Genomic DNA, 22514 nt, shown 5'->3' on the forward strand with positions numbered 1-22514 from the left:
ACACCAGGGCTGCGGGAAATACACAAATCGTACATAGAGTGTATCAATACCCCTTAAATATAAGCTTCGACCAAGGCAGCTCCGGTGCCGAATCCGGAGGTACGGCCGACTTCCTGCTGGCCGACCGGTAACCCTACAGCAAGCCTACATCGATGGGATGAACATCCCTTGTCTACCCCCAAATTCAATTCCGAACCCAATGTTAAACCAAAGCCCGTCTTCGGGCGGCTCGTCCGCAGCAAGCATATTGAAGCAGAGGAGCCGGAAGCAGACGCATCTCTTGCGTAAAACGATGCTCTTTGTTGTCTTTCACGCATGGTAGCCGAGCGGGACAACTGCTAGGCAGAGAATTGCCGCATGCGATCAACCGGGCAAGTGAAGCGGTGACCTGGCGAAAGCCATTGATATTGTTGTCACATGTTTGAAAAGGCGGGGAGCGTTGCTGCCGCATATGCTCCGCCGGATTGCTTTTACCGATGAAGAGAAGGGAACGATCCAGATGGCTTTTGAAAAAGAAACGTTGTTTTGGAACGAAAAATTCGGTAGCGACGATTATACCTTGACGCGGCTGCCTTACAGCAAAGCTCCAAGCTCCCTGCCGCCCATGCTGGCAACCGTCGGCGGTTCGCTTTCGGGGAAAGCGGCGCAGCGTGTCCTTCAAATGAGCAAGGGAGCTCCGCTGGCCGCTTTTATGATTTTGCTCGCCGGTGTTCAGTCACTCTTGCATAAATATACAGGCGCCTCTGACATTCTGGTCGGCATGCCGGTTGTACGGAAACCGACGGAGACGCGCCGATCCGTTAATCATTCGGTCATTTTGAAAAACTCGCTTTCGGCGGGTGCGACTTTTAAAACGCTTCTGAGCGAGCTGAGAACTTCCTTGCCGGAAGCGATTCAGCATCAACATATTCCGTTCTTGAAAATGACGGAAAAGCTGGACCTGCAACATGCGGACGGGATACCCGTCATCCATACGCTAGTATCCCTTAAGGAGCTGCATCTGGACGAAATCGGGCAAAACGTGGTCACGGATTGTTCCTTTGAATTCAGCTTAACCGGTGGGACGATTCAGCTAGCGCTGTCATATAACGAGCACTTATATGACTCTCAGTTCATGACTCGGGTCGTCGGCCATCTGAATCGCCTGCTGGTCGTGGGGCTTCACGAGTTGGAGCTGGATATCGCGCGGGCGGACATGCTGTCGGAGGACGAGAAATTTCAATTGCTGCAAAGCTTTAACGATACTGAGAAGGATTATTCCCGTGATCGGACGATTCATCAGCTTGTGGAGGAGCAGGTGAAGCGGGTGCCCGAAGCGACGGCGGTTGTCTTTGAGGGGCGTTGGCTTTCGTACGGGGAGCTGAACGAACGGGCGAACCGGCTGGCACGGACGCTGCGATCGGTCGGCGTGCTGCCCAATCAGCTGGTAGGCTTGATGGCCAGGAGATCGCTGGAGACGGTCGTTGGCATTCTGGCGGTTCTGAAAGCTGGCGGTGCCTACGTGCCGATCGACCCGGAATACCCGGAAGAACGCATCCGCTACATTCTGGAGAACTCGAACGCGCAGCTGCTGCTGACTCAAAGAGAACTGCTGCAGCAGGTGCCGTTCGAAGGGATCGTGTTGGCGCTGGATGACGAGCAGGCCTACAGCGACGATGGCTCGAACCTGGAGCCGGTCAGCGGTCCGAATGATCTGGCTTATGTCATCTATACGTCAGGTACGACGGGCAACCCCAAAGGGGTCATGCTGGAGCATCGCGGTTTGGTCAGCTTGAAGCTGATGTTCGCGGACAGACTGGGCATCACGGAGCATGACCGGATTGTTCAATTCGCCAGCCTGTCGTTCGACGCGTCCTGCTGGGAAGTGTTCGAAGCGCTCTATTTTGGCGCGGCTTTGTACATCCCGACGGCCGAGACGATTCTCGACAACCGCCTGTTCGAGAGTTATATGAACGAGCATGCGATTACGGCGGCGATTTTGCCTCCGACGTACAGCGCTTACTTGAACCCGGACCGCCTTCCCAGCTTAACGAAGCTCGTAACGGGAGGCTCGGCGGTATCGGCCGAATTCGTACAGCAGTGGAAATCGAAGGTCCACTACTTCAATGCTTACGGTCCTACCGAAGCTTCGATTGTTACGACGCTTTGGGATGCGGATGAGGAGCAGCCGGAGCGCAGAGTCATTCCGATCGGACGTCCGCTGGCCAATCACCGGATTTTTATTTTGGATGCCCACCTGCAGCTTGTGCCTCCGGGAGTAGACGGCGAGCTGTGCGTGGCAGGCGTGGGACTTGCGAGAGGTTACCTGAACCTTCCGGAGCTGACGGCAGAGAAGTTCGTGGAACATCCGTTTGCGCCGGGAGAACGCCTTTACCGGACGGGAGATCTCGGCCGCTGGCTGCCGGACGGAAATATTGAGTACTTGGGCCGGATCGACCATCAGGTGAAAATCCGTGGCTTCCGGATCGAGATCGGCGAGATTGAAGAGCAGCTTCTGAAGATCGACTCCGTGCAGGAGACGATCGTAATCGCGCGGGAAGGCAAAAGCGGGCAAGAGCTGTGCGCTTACCTGGTCGCGGGCCGCCCGCTTACGGTCGGCGAGCTGAGAAGTGGGCTGGCGCAAAAATTGCCGAATTACATGATTCCGGCGCATTTTGTTCAGCTTCCGCAGATGCCGCTTACGCCGAATGACAAAATCGACCGCAAGGCTTTGCCCGCCCCGGAAGGAAATGCGCTGATCGGCGGCGCGTACGTAGCTCCCCGCAATGAAGCCGAGCGGACGCTTGCCGATGTGTGGCAGGCGGTATTGAACGCCGATCGCGTTGGGGTAACAGATCATTTCTTTGAGCTGGGCGGAGACTCGATCAAGTCCATTCAAGTATCTTCGCGGCTTCATCAAGCCGGGTACAAGCTGGAAATTCGGGATTTGTTCAAATATCCGACTATCTCACAGCTCAGCCTGCATGTGAAACCGATCGGACGTACCATCGATCAAGGCGAAATAACGGGTGAAACGGCGCTGACGCCGATTCAGCATTGGTTTTTCGAGAGCTCCTTTGCAGACCCGCATCATTTCAACCAGTCGGTGATGCTGTACCGGAAGGAGCGCTTCGACGAAGAGACGGTACGTCAGGTGCTGCAAAAGCTGGCCGAGCATCATGACGTCTTGCGGATGGTGTTCCGCAAGACGGAACAAGGATTCAGCGCGCGGAACCGCGCAATTCAGGAAGGCGGGCTGTTCACGCTGGACGTGTTCGACTTCAAGGATGCGGAAAATACCGAGCAGGCTGTGGAAGCGAAGGCAACGGACATTCAAGCGGGCATTGATCTGGAGAACGGGCCCCTCGTGAGGGCGGGACTGTTCCAGTGCGCGGACGGCGATCATTTGCTGCTCGCGGTTCATCATGCCGTGGTGGACGGCGTGTCTTGGCGCATTTTGATGGAGGATTTCGCTCTGGGTTACGAGCAGGCCGGCAAAAGCGAGGAAATTCGTTTCCCGGCGAAAACGGATGCGTACCACACTTGGTCCGAGCAACTGGCCGCTTACGTGCAAAGCCCGGAGATGGCGAAGGAACGGGCCTATTGGCAGGCCGTGGAACAAATTGCGGTTCCGGCCGTGCCGAAGGATCTGGAGGAGGACGTTACGACGCAGCAGGACAGCGAATCGCTGTTCATTCGTTTGACTCCCGAAGAAACGGAGCTGCTGCTGAAGCGGGTTCACCGGGCTTACAACACCGAAATGAACGATATTTTGGTAACGGCGCTTGGCATAGCCGTTCGCAAGTGGACGGGACACGAACGGGTGCGGATCAATCTCGAAGGACACGGACGCGAATCGATCGGAACGGATATCGACATCACGCGCACAGTCGGCTGGTTTACGACCAAGTTTCCGGTCGTCCTGGAGCCGAAAACCGACCGGGATTTGGCCTATCAGATTAAACAGGTCAAGGAAAGCTTGCGCCGCATTCCTAACAAAGGGCTTGGGTACGGCGTATGCCGCTATCTCTCCAAATCGGAGGATGGCTTTGTTTGGGGCGCAGAGCCGGAAATTAATTTTAACTACCTCGGCCAGTTCGACGATGATGCCAATCAGGACGAGATCGGCATATCTTCTTATTCCAGCGGCAGCCCAACCAGCAACCAGCAGGCCCGCAGCTTTGTGCTGGATATCAACGGCATGGTACTGGACGGCGCTTTATCGCTTGATCTCAGCTACAGCCGGAAGCAGTATCGCAAGGTAACGATGGAAGCCTTCGCTCAGCGGCTTGAGCAAAGTCTCCGAGAGCTCATTACCCACTGCGCAGGCAAAGAAAACACCGAATTGACGCCTAGCGACGTGCAATTTAAAGGCTTGACCATCGCGGAATTGGAGCAAATTGCTCAGCGCTCGGGCCATCTCGGGGAAATCGAAAACATTTACTCGCTTACGCCGATGCAGAAGGGCATGTGGTTCCACAGCGCGCTTGACCGGCAGACGGCAGCTTACTTCGAGCAGACGCGGTTTACGATGCGGGGAGCGCTCGACGTCCAGATTTTCGAGAGGAGCTGGATGGAGCTTGCGAAACGTCATCTGGTGCTGCGGGCGAATTTTGTGAAAGGACCGGCGGGCGAGCCGCTGCAAATCATATACCGCGACAAGCCGGTCGGCTTTGAATATGAAGAACTGCTTCATTTGCAGGCGGTCGAGAAACAAACGTATTTGGATCAAAAGGCTGAGGCTGACAAGCTTCGCGGCTTCGATCTGGAACATGACGCGCTCGTTCGGGTTACGATCCTGCGCACCGAAGAGCAAAACTATCATGTGCTGTGGAGTTTCCAGCATATTTTGATGGACGGCTGGTGCCTGTCGCAGCTGACGCAGGAGCTGTTTGAGACGTACTCGGCCTTGGCATCCGGCAAGCAGCCAGCGGGAGATAAGGGATCGGATTATGGCGCCTATATCGAATGGTTGGAGAAACAGGACGATCAGGCGGCATCCGGCTATTGGACGGCATTCCTGGCAGATTATGAAGGGCAAACCGTACTCCCGGGACAAAAGGAAATGGCGCCGAACGGCAGATTTACGGCTGATCACGTCACCGCCGAGCTGGGCAAGGACTTGAGCGAGCGGATGGACCGGGTGGCGAAACAGCGCCTGGTTACGGTCAATACGCTGCTGCAAGCCGCTTGGGGCGTGATGCTGCAAAAATATAACGGAACAAACGATGCCGTATTCGGCAGTATCGTGGCCGGAAGACCGACAGAAATCCCGGGTATCGAGTCCATGATCGGGCTGTTCATCAATACGGTACCGGTCCGCGTCACGAGCGAAGCGGACACTGTGTTCGCCGACCTGATGGCGAAGCTTCAAGAGTGTGCGCTGGAGTCCGGGCGTTATGATTACTATCCGCTGTATGAAATTCAAGCCCGCAGCTTGCAAAAGCAGAACCTGATCAACCATATCATCGCTTTCGAGAACTATCCGGTGGACGAGCAGATGGAGCAGGCGGGCGACCAGCAGCACGGCGACCTGACGATCGCTGACGTTCAGATGGAGGAGCAGACGAACTATAACTTCACCGTGACCGTGGTGCCGGGAGTCGAGATCGAAATTCGGTTCGACTTTAACGCCGAAGTGTTCGATAAAGACAGCATTGAGCGGCTCAAGAGGCATCTCGTCCATCTGCTGGAGCAGGTGACGGATAACCCGGAAATTACAGTGGGCGAGCTGGAACTTGTGACGGAGGCCGAAAAGGCCGACCTTCTCGGACGTTTTAACGACACCACCACGGAATTTCCGCGCGGGAAGACGCTCACTCAATTGTTCGAAGAGCAGGCGGAGCTTTACCCGGACAACGTGGCCGCCGTCATGAACGAGCGGCAGCTGACCTACCGCGAGCTGAACGAGCGATCCAACCGCCTTGCGCGGAAGCTACGGGAGACGGGAGTAGAAGCGGAACAGCTGGTAGCGATTCTGGCCGAACGCTCGCTCGATATGGTCGTCGGCATTCTGGCGATTCTTAAAGCGGGCGGAGCATACGTGCCTGTCGATCCTGACTACCCGGAGGAGCGCATCCGCTTCATGATCGAGGATTCGGGCGCGCCGTTATTGTTGATTCAAAAGCATCTGCACGAGAAGACCGACTTCGCAGGAACGCGCCTCGAATTGGACGATTTCGTTTGGGGAGACAGAGGGGCGGACGCTGCCGATGCGTTGGACGCTTCGAACCTGGAGCCGATTTCCGGGCCGGGCAACCTGGCTTATGTCATCTACACGTCGGGAACGACTGGCAAACCGAAAGGAACGCTGATCGAGCATAAGAACGTCGTGCGCCTCCTGTTCAACGACAAGAACCTGTTCGACTTCGGGCCGTCCGACACGTGGACGCTGTTCCACTCGTTCTGCTTCGATTTCTCCGTCTGGGAAATGTACGGAGCGCTGCTGAACGGAGGCAAGCTGGTCATCGTACCGCCGCTGACGGCGAAAAATCCGGCCGAGTTCCTGGCGCTGCTGGGCCGCGAACAGGTCACGATTTTGAACCAGACGCCAACGTACTTCTACCAGCTGCTGCGTGAGGCCTTGGCGGACCATCCGTACGATCTGCGGATTCGCAACATCATCTTCGGGGGCGAAGCGCTGAGTCCGCTGCTGCTCAAGGGGTTCAAGACGAAGTACCCGGAGACGAAGCTGATCAATATGTATGGTATTACCGAGACGACGGTTCACGTTACGTATAAGGAAATCACGTGGGTGGAAATGGAGGCGGCGAAGAGCAATATCGGCAAGCCGATCCCGACGCTGAGGGTGTACGTCTTAGATGAAAACCGTCGCCCTGTGCCGATCGGCGTAGCGGGCGAAATGTACGTGGCCGGGGAAGGCCTTGCGAGAGGATACCTGAACCGCCCGGATCTGACGGCGGAGAAGTTCGTCGATTCCCCGTTTGCGGAGGGGGAAAAGCTGTACCGCTCGGGCGACTTGGCGGCTTGGCTGCCGGACGGGAACATCGAATACCTGGGCCGGATCGACCACCAGGTCAAAATCCGCGGGTACCGAATCGAGCTGGACGAAATCGAGACGCAGCTTCTGAACGTCGAGGGCGTGGAAGAAGCAGTGGTGCTCGCCCGTCAGGACGGCGGGGGGGAGAAGGCGCTTGTCGCCTACTTTGTGGCGGACCGGACACTGACGGTCAGCGAAATGAGAACCTCGCTGGCCCAGGGAATGCCGGGGTACATGATCCCGTCGTACTTCGTGCAACTGGAGCGCATGCCGCTGACGACCAACGGCAAAGTGGACCGCAAAGCGCTGCCGGAGCCGCAAGGCGGCATACAAACGGGCGTTGAATACGTAGCGCCGCGTAACCAGACGGAGTCCCAGCTTGTGAAGATCTGGGAGAAAGTGCTGGACTACTCCGGCATTGGAGTCCTGGACAACTTCTTCGACTTGGGCGGCCATTCCCTGCGGGCGACGACACTGGTGAGCAAGGTGCATCAGGAGCTGAACGTTGAGTTGCCTCTGCGCGACGTATTCCGCTACTCGACGATCGAAGAGATGGCTCTCGCCATCTTCCGGATCGGACAGCAGTCGTTCTCGTCGATTCCGCTGGCAGGCGCAAGAGCATATTATCCGCTTTCCTCAGCTCAGAAGCGGCTGTTTATCCTGAATCAGCTGGAAGGGGCCGATGAGAGCTACAACATGCCGGACGTGCTGCTGCTGGAAGGATCGATTGACCGGACTCTGCTGGAAAAGGCTCTCCGCGGACTGATCGCACGGCACGAAACGCTGCGAACCGGCTTTGAGATCGTACAAGGCGAAGCAGTACAGCGCATTTACGAGAGCGTCGATTTTGCCGTCGAGTACCGTCATGCGAGCGAAGAAGAAGCGCCCGAAGTGGTGCAGGCCTTCATCCGGCCTTTCGACTTGGCGAAGCCTCCGCTGCTGCGGGCGGAGCTCGTAGAGCTGGCAGCCGAACGTTATTTGCTGATGTTCGACATGCACCATATCGTCTCCGACGGGGTTTCGATGGACGTGTTAGTCGAGGAACTCGTTCGTCTGTACGGCGGCGAGTCATTAGAGCCTTTGCGTATTCAATACAAGGACTATGCGGTATGGCAGCAGTCGGACGAGCACAAAGTGCAGTTGAAACGCGAGGAAGCTTACTGGCTGGACCGTTACCGGGGCGAGCTGCCGGTTCTGGAAATGCCGACGGACTATCTGCGTCCGGCCGTGCAGAGCTTTGAGGGACAAACGCTGACGTCCTTCGTGGACGAGGCAACGAACGAAGGCTTGAAGCAGCTGGCTACTCAAAGAGGAACGACGCTGTATATGGTGCTGCTTGCGGCATATACCGTGCTTTTGCATAAATACACAGGTCAGGACGATTTGATCGTCGGAACGTCGATTGCGGGCAGAACGCACGGAGACACGCAGCCTTTGATCGGAATGTTCGTCAATACGCTGGCGCTTCGCAATTATCCGGCTTCGGAGAAGACCTTCCTGTCGTATCTGGAAGAAGTGAAAGAAACGACCTTAGGCGCTTACGAGCATCAGAATTATCCATTCGAAGAGCTCGTCGATAAAGTGCAGGTCAGCCGGGATTTGAGCCGCAATCCGCTGTTTGACACGATGTTCTCCCTGCAAAACTTGGAGAATAAAGAGTTTGAGCTGGAAGGACTGAAATTGTCCCCGTACCCTAGCGAATACGGCACGGCCAAGTTCGACCTGAGTGTGGATGTTACGGAAGAAAACGGCGGCCTGGAGTGCAGCTTTGAATTCGCAACGGCTCTTTATAAAGAAAGCACGATCCGGCGGCTGTCGACTCATTTCGGACATTTGCTTGCGGCGATCGTAAGCCGTCCGGATGCGAAGATTGCCGAGCTGAACTTGTTGACGGCAGAGGAAAAAGAGCAAATTCTCGGCGCGTTTAACCCGGTGCAGCCGGAAGCGGCTCCTGTGGCGGCGTTCCACCGGCTGTTCGAGGAACAGGCGGTGCGCACGCCGAAAGCGGCGGCCGTCGTGTACGAGAACGAGCGGCTGACGTATGCGGAGCTGAACGAGCAGGCGAACCGCTTGGCAGCCACGCTGCGCGCAAACGGCATCGGCCGGGAGTCGATCGTCGGCATTCTCGCTGAGCGTTCGGTGGATTTGCTGGTGGCCGTGCTGGCCGTCTGGAAAGCGGGCGGGGCGTATGTGCCGCTCGACCCGGATTATCCGGCGGACCGCGTGCGGTTCATGCTTGAAGACAGCGGAGCGAAGGTGCTGCTGACGCAAACGGCGCTGCGAGAGCGGGCCGAAGCCTGGCTCGGCGAAGAGGAACTGGCGCTGACCGCGGTGCTGTACCTGGACGACGAAGCGTCGTACAGCGAGGAGCGGGGGAATGCGCCAATTGGCTCCGGCATGGTGTCCGGCAAGCTGACGGATGCTGTGGACGATGGCGATAAGAGCCAACAGAATGTTGGCACTGACAGCTTCCATGAAGCGCGTCCAGAGGACCTGGCGTACGTGATCTACACGTCGGGAACGACGGGCAAGCCGAAGGGCGTGATGATCGAGCACCGTAGTCTGGTGAACACGGCGGCGGGCTACCGGCGGGAATACCGGTTGGATCAGTTCCCGGTGCGGCTGCTGCAGCTCGCAAGCTTCTCGTTCGACGTGTTCGTGGGAGATATCGCGCGGACGCTGTATAACGGAGGCACGATGGTGATTGTGCCGAAGGACGACCGGATCGATCCGTCTCGTCTGCACCACTGGATGGAGCGGGAGCGGGTCACCCTCTTCGAATCGACGCCGGCGCTGATCGTGCCGTTCCTGGAGTACGTGCACGAGCAGCAACTGGATATGAGCGGGATGGAGTTGTTGATCACGAGCTCGGACAGCTGCAGCGTGGCGGATTACCGGACCTTGCAGGAACGCTTCGGCACGTTGTTCCGGATCATCAACGCATACGGCGTGACGGAAGCGGCGATCGATTCCAGCTTCTACGACGAGCCGCTGACGAAGCTGCCGCAGACAGGCCATGTGCCAATCGGCAAAGCGTGGCTGAATGCGAAATTCTACATCGTGGACGCGCATCTGAACCCGGTACCGGTCGGGGTGCTGGGCGAAATGGTTATCGGCGGAGTCGGGGTAGCGCGCGGGTACTTGAACCGTCCAGAGCTGACGGAAGAGAAGTTCGTAGACAGTCCGTTCGCCGCGGGCGAGCGGCTGTACCGCACGGGAGACTTGGCACGGTGGATGGAGGACGGGAACGTGGACTTCATCGGCCGAATCGACAACCAGGCGAAAATCCGGGGCTACCGGATTGAGACGGGCGAGATCGAGTCGCAACTGCTGCGGGTGGAAGGCGTGCGCGAAGCGGTGGTGCTGGTTCGAAGTGACACGAACGGGCAGAAGGCGCTATGCGCGTATTATATACCAGATACCGGAGCGGAGTTGGCAGTGAACGATTTGCGCAGCGCGCTGGCGCAGGAGCTGCCGGGCTACATGATCCCCTCGTATTTTGTGGAGCTGGAGTACCTGCCTCTGACGCCGAACGGAAAGATTGACCGGAAGGCGCTGCCTTCGCCGGAAGGGGGAGCGGTAAGCGGAACAGAGTACGTCGCACCGCGCAATGAGCTGGAAACGAAGCTGGCGGCGATTTGGCAGGAGGTGCTGGGGCTTGCGAAGGAGATTGGCATTCACGACAACTTCTTCGACCTCGGCGGCCACTCCCTGCGGGCGACGACGCTGGTCAGCAAGATTCATAAAGAGTTGAACGTGGATCTGCCGCTGCGCGACGTGTTCCGCCATTCCATGATCGAAAGCATGGCGGCCGCCATATCCCGGCTGGATGAGCAGACATTCGTTGCCATTCCCGTGGCGGATGACCGAGAGGTGTACCCGCAATCTTTTGCTCAAAAACGTCTCTTTATCCTGAATCAACTGGAAGGCGCGGAGCTTAGCTACAACATGCCGGAAGCGATGCTGCTGGAGGGTGCTTTGGACCGGGCAAGGTTCGAAGAAGCGTTGCGTAAGCTCGTGGCGCGGCATGAAATGCTGCGCACCGGGTTCGAAATGGCGGATGGCGAAGCATCGCAGCGGATTTACCAGGACTTGAATTTTGCCGTGGAGTTCTATCGAGCGGATGAGCAAGAGGCCGAAGAGACGGTTCGTCGTTTCGTTCGTCCGTTTGACTTGGCGAAGCCTCCGCTGCTGAGGGTAGGCCTTGTCGAACTGGCTCCGGCACGCCATATTCTAATGTACGATATGCATCATATTATTTCCGACGGCGTCTCGATGGAAATCTTTGTTGAAGAATTCGTCCGCTTGTACGGCGGCGAGCAATTGGAGCCACTTCGCATTCAGTACAAAGACTACACCGTTTGGCAGCATTCGCAGGAGCAGAAGAAACGGCTTCAGCGTCAGGAGGCGTACTGGCTGGACATGTTCCAAGGCGAGCTTCCGGTGCTGGAAATGCCGACCGACTATCCGCGTCCGGCCGTGCAGAGCTACGAAGGCCAAACGCTGGAGTTTTTCTTCGACGCTTCGAAAACCGACGGCCTGAAGCAGCTTGCCTCGGAAACGGGCACGACGCTGTTTATGGTGCTGCTTGCGGCGTATAACGTCCTTCTGCATAAATATTCAGGTCAGGAAGACGTGATCGTTGGTACGCCGATAGCCGGAAGGAATCATGGAGATGTGCAGCCGTTGATCGGGATTTTCTTAAACACGCTGGCTATCCGCAGTTATCCGGCTTCGGAAAAGACATTCCTGTCATACCTGAACGAAGTCAAAGAAACGACCCTCCACGCCTTCGAGCATCAAAACTATCCGTTCGAAGAATTGGTGGACAAGGTGCAAGTCACCCGTGATTTAAGCCGCAATCCGCTCTTCGACACGCTGTTTACGATGCAGAATACGGAGAACGAGGAATTTGAGCTGGAAGGGCTTCGCCTGATTCCTTATCCGAGCGCACTGGATACCGCGAAGTTTGATATCAGCTTGGATGTGGGCGAGGAGAACGGCGGCTTGGATTACAGCTTCGAATATGCGACGGCTCTCTACAAAAGGGAGACGATCGAACGGCTGGCGAAACATTACGAGCAGCTGCTCGTAACGATCGTAAGCCGTCCGGACGCGAAGATCGCCGAGCTGAACTTGCTGACGGCGGCGGAAAAAGAGCAAATTCTCGGCGCGTTTAACCCGGCGCAGCTAGAAGAGGCTCCTGCGGCCGCGTTCCACCGGCTGTTTGAGGAACAGGCGGAGCGCACGCCAGAAGCGGCGGCCGTCGTGTACGAGAACGACCGGCTGACGTATGCGGAGCTGAACGAGCGGGCGAACCGCTTGGCAGCTACGCTGCGCGCAAACGGCATCGGCCGGGAGTCGATCGTCGGCATTCTTGCCGAGCGTTCGGTGGACTTGCTGGTGGCCGTGCTGGCCGTCTGGAAAGCGGGCGGGGCGTATGTACCGCTCGACCCGGATTATCCGGTGGAGCGCGTGCGGTTCATGCTTGAAGACAGCGGAGCGAAGGTACTGCTGACGCAAACGCCGCTGCGAGAACGTGCTGAAGCCAGGCTCGACGAAGAGGAGCTGGCGCTGGCGGCGGTGCTGTACCTCGACGACGAAGCGTCGTACAGCGAGGAGCGAGCGAATGCGCCGATTGGCTCTGGCATGGTCTCCGGCAAGCTGACGGATGCTGTGGACGACGGCGATGAGAGCCATCAGAATGTTGGCACCGACAGCTTCCATGAAGCCCGTCCGGAGGATCTGGCATACGTGATCTATACGTCGGGAACGACGGGCAAGCCGAAGGGCGTGATGATCGAGCACCGCAGCCTGGTGAACACGGCGGCGGGCTACCGGCGGGAATACCGGTTGGATCAGTTCCCGGTGCGGCTGCTGCAGCTCGCAAGCTTCTCGTTCGACGTGTTCGTGGGAGATATCGCGCGGACGCTGTACAACGGAGGCACGATGGTGATTGTGCCGAAGGACGACCGGATCGATCCGTCTCGTCTGCACCACTGGATGGAGCGGGAGCGGGTCACCCTCTTCGAATCGACGCCGGCGCTGATCGTGCCGTTCCTGGAGTACGTGCACGAGCAGCAACTGGATATGAGCCGGATGGAACTGTTGATCACGAGCTCGGACAGCTGCAGCGTGGCGGATTACCGGACCTTGCAGGAACGCTTCGGCTCGTTGTTCCGGATCATCAACGCATACGGCGTGACGGAAGCGGCGATCGACTCCAGCTTCTACGACGAGGAGCTGGCGAAGCTGCCGCAGACAGGAAATGTGCCGATCGGCAAAGCGTGGCTGAATGCGAAATTCTACATCGTGGACGCGCATCTGAACCCGGTGCCGGTCGGGGTGCTGGGCGAGCTGGTTATCGGCGGAGTCGGGGTAGCGCGAGGGTACTTGAACCGTCCGGAGCTGACGGAAGAGAAGTTCGTAGACAGTCCGTTCGCCGCGGGCGAGCGGCTGTACCGCACGGGAGACTTGGCGCGGTGGATGGAGGACGGGAACGTGGACTTCATCGGCCGGATCGACAACCAGGCGAAAATCCGGGGATACCGGATTGAGACGGGCGAAGTCGAAGCGAAGCTGCTGAGTGTAGGTGGCGTGAAGGAAGCGGTCGTCGTCGTCAGGGAAGATCAAGAAGGTCAGAAAGCTTTGTGCGCTTATTATACAGCGGAAGAAGGCTTGACGGCGGCGGACCTGAAGCGGGCGATTGCCAGCGAGCTGCCGGGGTACATGATCCCGTCGTACTTCGTGGAGCTGGAGCGCCTGCCTCTGACGCCGAACGGAAAGATTAACCGGAAGGCGCTGCCGGCGCCGGAAGGGGAAGCGGGAAGCGGAACGGAGTACGTCGCACCGCGCAATGAGCTGGAAACGAAGCTGGCGGCGATTTGGCAGGAGGTGCTGGGGCTTGCGAAGGAGATTGGCGTTCACGACAACTTCTTCGACATCGGCGGCCACTCCCTGCGAGCGACAACGCTGGCGGGCAAGGTATTTAAGGAATTAAACGTCAACCTGCCGCTGCGCGACGTATTCCGTCACTCGACGATTGCGGCGATGGCCGAGGCGATCGCACGGATGGAACGGCGGGAGCATGAGGCCATTCCTCAAGCTGAGGAGAGAGAGTACTACCCTCTGTCCTCCGCCCAGAAACGGCTGTTCATTCAGCACACGCTGGATGGAGCGGATCAGCTTTACAACATGCCGGAGCTGGTGCAGGTGGAAGGCGAGTTTGATTTAGACCGGTTGAAAGCCGCCTTGCGGAAATTGATAACACGGCATGAATCGCTGCGCACCGGTTTTGAAATCGTGAAGGGCGAAGCGGTTCAGCGGATTTACCCGCAGGTCGATTTTACTATCGAGCATCATCAAGCGGATAAAGAGGATGCGGCTCAAATCGAGCAGATCGTCCGTAGCTTCGTTCGTCCGTTTGATCTCGGCAAGCCGCCGCTGCTGCGCGCCGGGGCCATCGAGCTAGAGCCGAACCTGCATATTCTCCTTTTCGACATGCACCATATGGTGTCCGACGGCGTATCGATGGCGATTGTGATCGATGAGTTCTCGAGTTTCTACGCCGGGGAAGAATTGCCGCCACTGCGCATTCAATACAAGGATTATGTCGTTTGGCAGCAGTCAAAGGCCCACCGAGAGCGGATCGGGCGGCAGGAAGCGTACTGGCTGCAAACCTTCGAAGGCGAGCTGCCGACGGCGGACCTGCCGATGGACTACGAACGGTCTGCGGCTCGCAGCTACGAAGGCGCGCATCTGGAGTTCGACGTCGAAGCTTCTCTCTCTGCGCGGCTGCGCGAATTGGCAGCCGAGCGTGAAAGCACGCTGTTCATGGTGCTGCTTGCGGCTTATACCGTGCTGCTGTCCAAGTACAGCGGGCAGGAGGACTTAATCGTGGGCACCCCGGTGGCGGGAAGAACGAACGCCGATTTGGAAGCGGTCATCGGGATGTTTGTCAATACGCTGGCGATCCGCAATCGTCCGTCGGGCGACAAAACGTTCTTGTCCTACCTGGAAGAAGTGAAGGAAACGGCTTTGGGTGCTTTTGAGAACCAGGATTATCCATTCGACGAGCTTGTGGAGCGTTTGAATGTGAAGCGGGAGCCGGGCCGCTTCCCGCTGTTCGATGCCGTTTTCGACTTGCAAAATATCGAAGAACGAGACGCCGAGCTGGAAGGGGTCAGCCTGAAGACTTACGAGCTTGACCATTTGGAAGAAGCGAAGTTCGATCTGACGCTGTTTATGTATGAAAACAACGGGGCGCTGAGCGGGGGCTTCTTCTACGCCACCAAGCTGTTCAAAGAAGCGATGATCCGCACCTTGACCGAGGATTACCTGCGGGTACTGTCTCAAATTGCGGAAAATCCACAACTTGAGCTAAGCCGGATTGAATGTCATAAACCGGCGGCAGGCGCAAAGAGTGCCGTCGATACGATCGAATTCGCGTTCTAATCCTACAAGCGCGCCTCCGCCGTCAAGCGAAAGCGGCGCGCATCCCAAGGAAGACGGCGAACAACGTCCAAGCCCGTAAACGCGCAGGCCGAAAGCAAGCTTTTTCGGACCTGCGCCAGGGCATGCGGTCACTTCATTTTTAGGGGAGGTACAAATGAAATCTTTGTTTGAAAAGGAAGAACGGTACTGGAGCGGCAAGTTTGATGCCGATGACAGCCTGAGCTTCCTTCCCTACAGTCAATCCTCCAAATTATCCGCCGACGGGGAAGCTGCGGCCGAGCCGGGCTTGCTTCACCGTACTCTGCCGAGCGAACTCTCAGAGAGAATCATTTGCCTCGCCAACGGTTCGGATTTGGCTTTGTACATGATTGTTTTGGCAGGAGTAAAAAGCCTGCTGTTCAGATATACCGGGCGGGACCAAGTGCTGGTGGGCATGCCTTCTTATAGCGCAGACCCTGACGGGACTCCGCCGCCGCAGGACATTTTGGTAATCAAGACGTCCGTAAGCCACCAGACTACGCTGAAAACGCTGCTCGGGGGCATCAAAGCCTCCATCGGCGAGGCGCTGGAGCATCAGCACCTGCCTTTTCGGAAAATGGTGGAGCCGCTCCATCTGGACTATACGGGGGACGGCCTACCAATCATCAACACCGTCGCATCCTTTGCACCGATTCATCCGGAACCGCTGGGCAACCGGGTGGCGGCCGATACGGTTTTTCGCTTCGACCGCCAAAACCATTCCATCGAGCTGGAAATAAGCTTTGACGGGCAGTTGTACGAGCGGGCATTTGTGGAACAGGCGGCCGACCATCTTGTTCGGCTGCTGTCCGTGCTTTTATTTCAGCCGGATCTGGAGCTCGGACAAGCCGATGTGCTGTCCCCAGACGAGAGGGAGACGCTGCTGAAGCGATTTAATGACACCGAAACCGGGTTCGAGCGGGGGAAAACGATTTACGGCTTGTTCGAAGAACAGGCGGAGCTTTACCCGGACAACGTGGCCGCCGTCATGAACGAGCGGCAGCTGACCTACCGCGAGCTGAACGAGCGATCCAACCGCCTTGCGCGGAAGCTGCGGGAGACGGGAGTAGAAGCGGACCAGCTGGTAGCGATTCTGGCCGAACGCTCGCTCGATATGGTCGTCGGTATTCTGGCGATTCTCAAAGCGGGCGGAGCCTACGTGCCTGTCGATCCCGACTACCCGGAGGAGCGCATCCGCTTCATGATCGAGGATTCGGGCGCGCCGTTATTGCTGATTCAAAAGCATCTGCACGAGAAGACCGACTTCGCAGGAACGCGCCTCGAATTGGACGATTTCGTTTGGGGCGACAGAGGGGGGGACGCCGCTGATACGCTGGACGCTGCGAACCTGGAGCCGATTTCCGGGCCGGGCAACCTGGCATATGTCATCTACACGTCGGGAACGACCGGCAGACCGAAAGGAACGCTGATCGAGCATAAGAACGTCGTGCGTCTCCTGTTCAACGACAAGAACCTATTCGACTTCGGGCCGTCCGACACGTGGACGCTGTTCCACTCGTTCTGCTTCGATTTCTCCGTCTGGGAAATGTACGGAGCGCTGCTGTACGGAGGCAAGCTGGTCATCGTACCGCCGCTCACGGCGAAAAATCCAGCTGATTTCCTGGCGCTGCTGGGCCGCGAACAGGTCACGATTTTGAACCAGACGCCAACGTACTTCTACCAGCTGCTGCGTAAGGTCTTGGCGGACCATCCGTACGATCTGCGGATTCGCAACGTCATCTTCGGGGGCGAAGCGCTGAGTCCGCTGCTGCTCAAGGGCTTCAAAACGAAGTACCCGGAGACGAAGCTGATCAATATGTACGGCATTACGGAGACGACGGTTCACGTGACGTATAAGGAAATCACGTGGGTGGAAATGGAGGCGGCGAAGAGCAATATCGGCAAGCCGATCCCGACGCTGAGGGTGTACGTCCTGGATGAAAACCACCGCCCTGTGCCGATCGGCGTAGCGGGCGAAATGTACGTGGCCGGGGAAGGGCTTGCGAGAGGATACCTGAACCGTCCGGATCTGACGGCGGAGAAGTTCGTCGATTCCCCGTTTGCGGAGGGGGAGAAACTGTACCGCTCGGGCGACTTGGCGACTTGGCTGCCGGACGGCAACATCGAATACCTGGGACGGATCGACCACCAGGTCAAAATCCGCGGGTACCGGATCGAGCTGGACGAAATCGAGACGCAACTGCTGAAGATCGCCGCCGTGCAAGAAGCCAAGGTGCTCGACTGCGACGACGCGAACGGCCAAAAGCAGCTTGTCGCTTACTATGTCGCGGAAACGAGGCTGGCGGCGCATGAACTCAAGGAGGAGCTCGCCAAGCAGCTTCCGGGGTATATGATTCCTTCGTACCTCGTGCAGCTTTCGGGGATGCCGCTGACCCCGAACGGGAAAATCGACCGCAAAGCGCTGCCCGCGCCGGAGGAAGCCGCGGTCGGAGGAGCGGAATATGTCGCGCCGAGAACGCTGCTTGAAATGAAGATCGCCCGCGTCTGGCAGGATACGCTTGGCGTTCCGCAGGTCGGCGTAAAGGATAACTTTTTTGAGTTGGGTGGCAATTCGTTAAGTCTGATGAGGCTCGTTCAAGCCGTTTATGATGAAACGGGATTTGAGATACCGCTGAACCGCCAATTCCATAATGTAACAGTTGAAGCCATGGCTTTCGGAGAGGGGGATCTCGGCCTGGATAAAGGAGGAGACTCCTTCATTAAGCTGAATAAAGCAGGAGATCTGAACGTGTTCTGCTTCCCTCCGGGCAGCGGCTTCGGCATCGGTTATCGAGAGCTCGCAAGCAGGCTCGACGGCCGGTTCGTGCTCTACGGCATTGATTTTATCGACGATGCCGTCGATTACAAGGCCATGCTGAACCGTTATGTGGACGAGATCGTCCGCATCCAGCTGGAAGGACCTTACGTGCTGCTCGGCTACTGCTTCGGAGGCAACCTGACGTTCGAGGTAGCCAAAACGATGGAGAAAAGAGGGTATTCCGTAACGGACGTGCTCATGGTGGACTCGTGGATTAAGGACGCGCTGACGCCTTCCGAAACGTCGGAGAAAGAGCTTGAAGAAATGCTTGCTGATTTCGACGAAGAAGAGAAGGAATTAATGAGCAACCCGCTCGTGCGGGAGCGGGTTCATCGGAAGGTCAAAGCGACCTTGGCGTACGAAGCGCAGCTTATTAATTCCGGCACGATCCCGGCCCGGATTTACGAACTGATTGCGAAGGACAGCGAAGCATTCCGCTTGAAGTACCAATTGCCTTCCTGGCGGGGGGCAACGACGCAAGCTTACGCCGATTACCGGCTGGAGGGCGCGCACGAGGAATTGCTGGAACTTGCGCGCGTGGAAGAAACGGCCGTCGTCATCCGGGACATCTTAGAGCAAGTCAAGCGGCAAATCGAAGCGGAGGCCGGGGTACTGCATGGAAGCTGACCGGCAGCCGTCTGTTCTAGAACAAGGCACAGCGGCGCCTTCCAGGCGCCAAACCGCTTACGCCGCCTGGAAAGCGTTCCGCTGGCTGATGTCCTATGTAAGCCGTCACAAAGGCTGGATGATCGTCGGTATCTTGTCCGCGATTGCCGCCGCCGTTATTGAGGTATGGACGGGAAGTTTGATCGAGCAGCTGACCACCCAGGCCGAGAAGGGGGCGGGGCCAGTCGTTCTGCAAATCGTGTACACGGTCTTTGTGGTCATCTTGATCGGTGTGCCGGCGAAGTTTTTCATGAGCTTCGGCGTGGAGCGAAGCAGCGCCTCTGCGGTGCAGGATATCCGCAATCATGTCATGCGTCATATCGGCAAACTCCCGGTCTCCTATTTGGAAAAGCAGCATTCCGGCGACGTGTTGTCGCGGGTCAACAACGACCTGCAGCTCATCCAGCAGTTTATGGTTCGGGACTTCGCCCAGTGGTTTTATCATCCGCTTTTGTTCATCGGCTGTTTCGCTTATTTGATCTACCTCCAATGGGAGCTGATGTTGTACAGCCTGCTGTTATTTCCCTTAGCGCTGCTGGTTTCCCAATGGATCGGCAAGCAGTTGGAGCGGTTAACGGAGGAAGCCCAGGTGAATATGGGCCGAATGAACGTCAACCTCCAGGATACGCTTGGGGGTATGCCTATTGTAAAAAGCTACCTGCTATCCGGCATGTTATCTCGCTCCTACCAAGTGCTGCTGCAATTGACGGCCCAAAAAAAGCTGGCCGTGAAAAAGCGGGAAGCCTGGGTCAACCCGCTGCTTTCCACGCTGATGATCAGCCCGATCATTTTCGCCGTCAGTTACGGAAGCTATTTGATCTACAACGGGCAGCTAGGTGCGGGAGAGCTGATTGCCTTCCTGTACTTGCTGAATCTGTGTCTGGAGCCGCTGGAGCATATTCCCGAGCTCATCACGCGGACGTTCGAAATGTCCGGTGCCCTGAGAAGGGTCTCCGAAATCGTCGAGCAGCCGCCCGAAACGGAAAATGGCCGTTCGCTTCCGAAAGCAAGCGCCGCCCCCATCGAGTTTCAGAACGTAACCTTCGGGTATGAGGAGAACTCCCCGATTCTGCGGAATGTCAGCTTCTCAGTGCCGGAAGGAAAGACGATCGGGCTTGTCGGAGCGAGCGGCGGAGGGAAGAGCACGGTGTTTAAGCTTGTATGCGGCTTTTATCCACTTCCGGAGGACCAGGGCGAAATCCGCGTGTTCGGCAGCCTGATCCACGGCGCCGATCCGGAGCAGCTTCGGTCGTATTTTTCCGTGGTAACCCAGGATTCATATTTGTTTAGCGGCACGATCGCCGAAAATATCGGCTACGGGCGGGAAGAAGCGTCGATGGACGAGATTATCGAAGCCGCCAAAGCCGCTCAGGCGCATTCCTTCATTATGCAGCTTCCTGGCGGCTATCAGACGTATGTCGGAGAGCGCGGAGGCTTTTTGTCCGGCGGGCAGCGCCAGCGCATTGCAATGGCCCGGGCTTTTCTGAAGGATGCTCCCGTTCTGCTGCTGGACGAGCCAACGTCGGCTCTTGATCCGGAGTCGGAAAGCGCGGTTCAGGAAGCGCTTAACATATTGATGAAGCAGAGAACGACGATGGTTATTGCCCACCGGCTTTCCACAGTACAAAACGCCGACGAAATTTGGGTCATGGAACAAGGAAATATTGTGGAAAAGGGCACTCATGAACAATTGCTGGAGATGAAGGGACTGTACGCCCAGTCGTACTACCAGGAATTTACCAAGTCTGCCGAACGCAGGGAGGTGGCGTACACTTGAAAAAGGGCGAATGGCTCTCGCAAGTGAAAGAACTCTGCTACTTGCTGACGTTTATGAACGGCAAGCGCAAAACCCAGTACGCTATTGGCCTGGTCGTGACGGCGCTCTCCCAGACATTGTTCCTGATCGCCTTCAGCTTGGTCGTACAAAACTTGGTTGATTTCTCCGTGTCCCGAGATACGTCCCTGATGGTGGAAGCCTTTATTATTTTGGGCGTGTCCCTGTTCCTGGAAAATATAGTTTCTCCCTGGTTCATTTACTTATACCAGCGCAGTGTCGAGCTGACTGTGCTGAATATCCGCGAACGTCTTTATGACAAGCTGTGCCGGGTGCGGCCGAAATTTCTGGAGCAGACGCACCATGGGGACTTGCTGTCGCGAGTGAACAACGACGTAACGACCGTTGAGTTTACATTCTCGCAGGTTTACTTCGTTTTGCTGCTTCAAGTTGTCTTTTGCATCGGCTCCATTGTCTCCATGGTGTTGATCGATTGGCGTTTTGCCGGCGTATCCTTTGTCATTCTGCTGCTGTCCTCCGTGGTCAGCCTGAAATTTGCGCGGGATGTTCGCGTCTTGTCCGAACAAGGCTTGCAAACGCTCGGTAAAATGACCGAAAAATTCAAAGATTTTATGGGCGGCATTCAATTGGTGAAGCTGTTCCGCATCCGCACGATTTACGGCCAGTACGAGGCGTTGAACGAACAAATGACGCAGACGCTTCGGCAAACGGCACAGAAGAACGGCATGCAGGCTGCGGTGAACCATTTTATCAGCTACGTCACGTTCTGCGGCATCATCGTCATCGGCAGTCTTCTTTATGCCTACGGATTGATGGGAATGGGAAGCGTCGCCGCCCTGGCTGTTCTGCAAGTGAATCTGACGCACGCCTTGTTGAACTTGGGGATGGTTCTGTCGATGATCCAAAATTCGCTCGCGGGCGCTCACCGGATTCAAGAGGTACTAAGAGAGGAAGAGGAACCGGAGCGTTTGGGATCTCCTCACAGCGAACTCGTGTCGGAGGCTGCGGTGGAGTTTCGCGATGTGGAATTTTCCTATCAGGCGGATAAAAAGGTGCTTGTCGACATGTCCATGCAGGTGTTTCCCGGCCAGGTCGCCGCTATCGTGGGGGCCAGCGGCAGCGGCAAAAGTACGCTGATCAAGCTGCTGCTCGGCTTTTATCCTGTGGACAGCGGAGAAATCCTGCTCCAAGGCAAACCGTTCGGCCATTACACGCTGGACGAAATCCGCAGGCAGATTGCATACGTTCCGCAGGAGCCGTTCTTGTTTACCGGCACGATTGAGGAAAACATCCGCTACGGCAACCCGGATGCAACGGATGAAGAAGTGATCGAAGCGGCCAAAGCGGCGTACGCTCACCATTTCATTCAGGAACTTCCTGAACAGTATAAAACGCCGGTGGGAGAGAGAGGAGCGTCGTTGTCGGGCGGACAAAGGCAGCGAATTGCGATCGCCCGGGCGATTCTCAAAAACGCCCCGATTCTGCTGCTGGACGAAGCGACTTCCGCGCTGGATAATGAATCCCAGCATTGGGTACAGCAGGCCCTGAACGTATTGATGAAGGGGCGCACCACCATTCTGATCGCCCACCGTCTCAGCACCGTGGAACATGCGGATTTGATTACCGTCATGAACCAAGGGACGGTCGTCGAGCGGGGCCGCCATCAGGACCTGCTGGCGCTCGGGGGTTATTACGCCCGGCTGTACGGCTAGACCCGCTTTACGGCGGGCGGCTTCCTGCTTGCGAATGCGACAGAGTCTTTTAGTAATCCAAGGTATGACTTT

General features: G+C 57.1%; 4 protein-coding genes. All 4 read left to right on the forward strand.

Translation table 11 applies throughout. The annotated features are described in order from the left end of the window. Positions 1–451: 451 nt before the first annotated feature. The 4 genes from ACQW03_RS14845 to ACQW03_RS14860 all read left to right on the forward strand — a co-directional run bounded on the left by ACQW03_RS14845 (position 452) and on the right by ACQW03_RS14860 (position 22442). Positions 452–15433, forward strand: a complete 14982-nt coding sequence (locus ACQW03_RS14845) for an amino acid adenylation domain-containing protein (RefSeq protein WP_441952403.1) — start codon at positions 452–454, stop codon at positions 15431–15433. A gap of 154 nt (positions 15434–15587) precedes the next feature. After that, positions 15588–18896, forward strand: coding sequence for a non-ribosomal peptide synthetase (locus ACQW03_RS14850; RefSeq protein ID WP_441950327.1), 3309 nt, complete (start codon positions 15588–15590; stop codon positions 18894–18896). After that, positions 18886–20712: an ABC transporter ATP-binding protein gene (locus ACQW03_RS14855; RefSeq protein WP_441950329.1), complete on the forward strand. Its 1827-nt coding sequence runs from the start codon at positions 18886–18888 to the stop codon at positions 20710–20712. Before ACQW03_RS14850 ends, ACQW03_RS14855 begins: the two co-directional genes overlap by 11 nt. Continuing rightward, positions 20709–22442: an ABC transporter ATP-binding protein gene (locus ACQW03_RS14860; protein ID WP_441950331.1), complete on the forward strand. Its 1734-nt coding sequence runs from the start codon at positions 20709–20711 to the stop codon at positions 22440–22442. Before ACQW03_RS14855 ends, ACQW03_RS14860 begins: the two co-directional genes overlap by 4 nt. Positions 22443–22514 lie beyond the last annotated feature (72 nt).

It is taken from the genome of Paenibacillus sp. DRB1-1 (genome assembly GCF_052119485.1).
Classification (GTDB): Bacteria; Bacillota; Bacilli; order Paenibacillales; family Paenibacillaceae; genus Paenibacillus; species Paenibacillus polymyxa_B.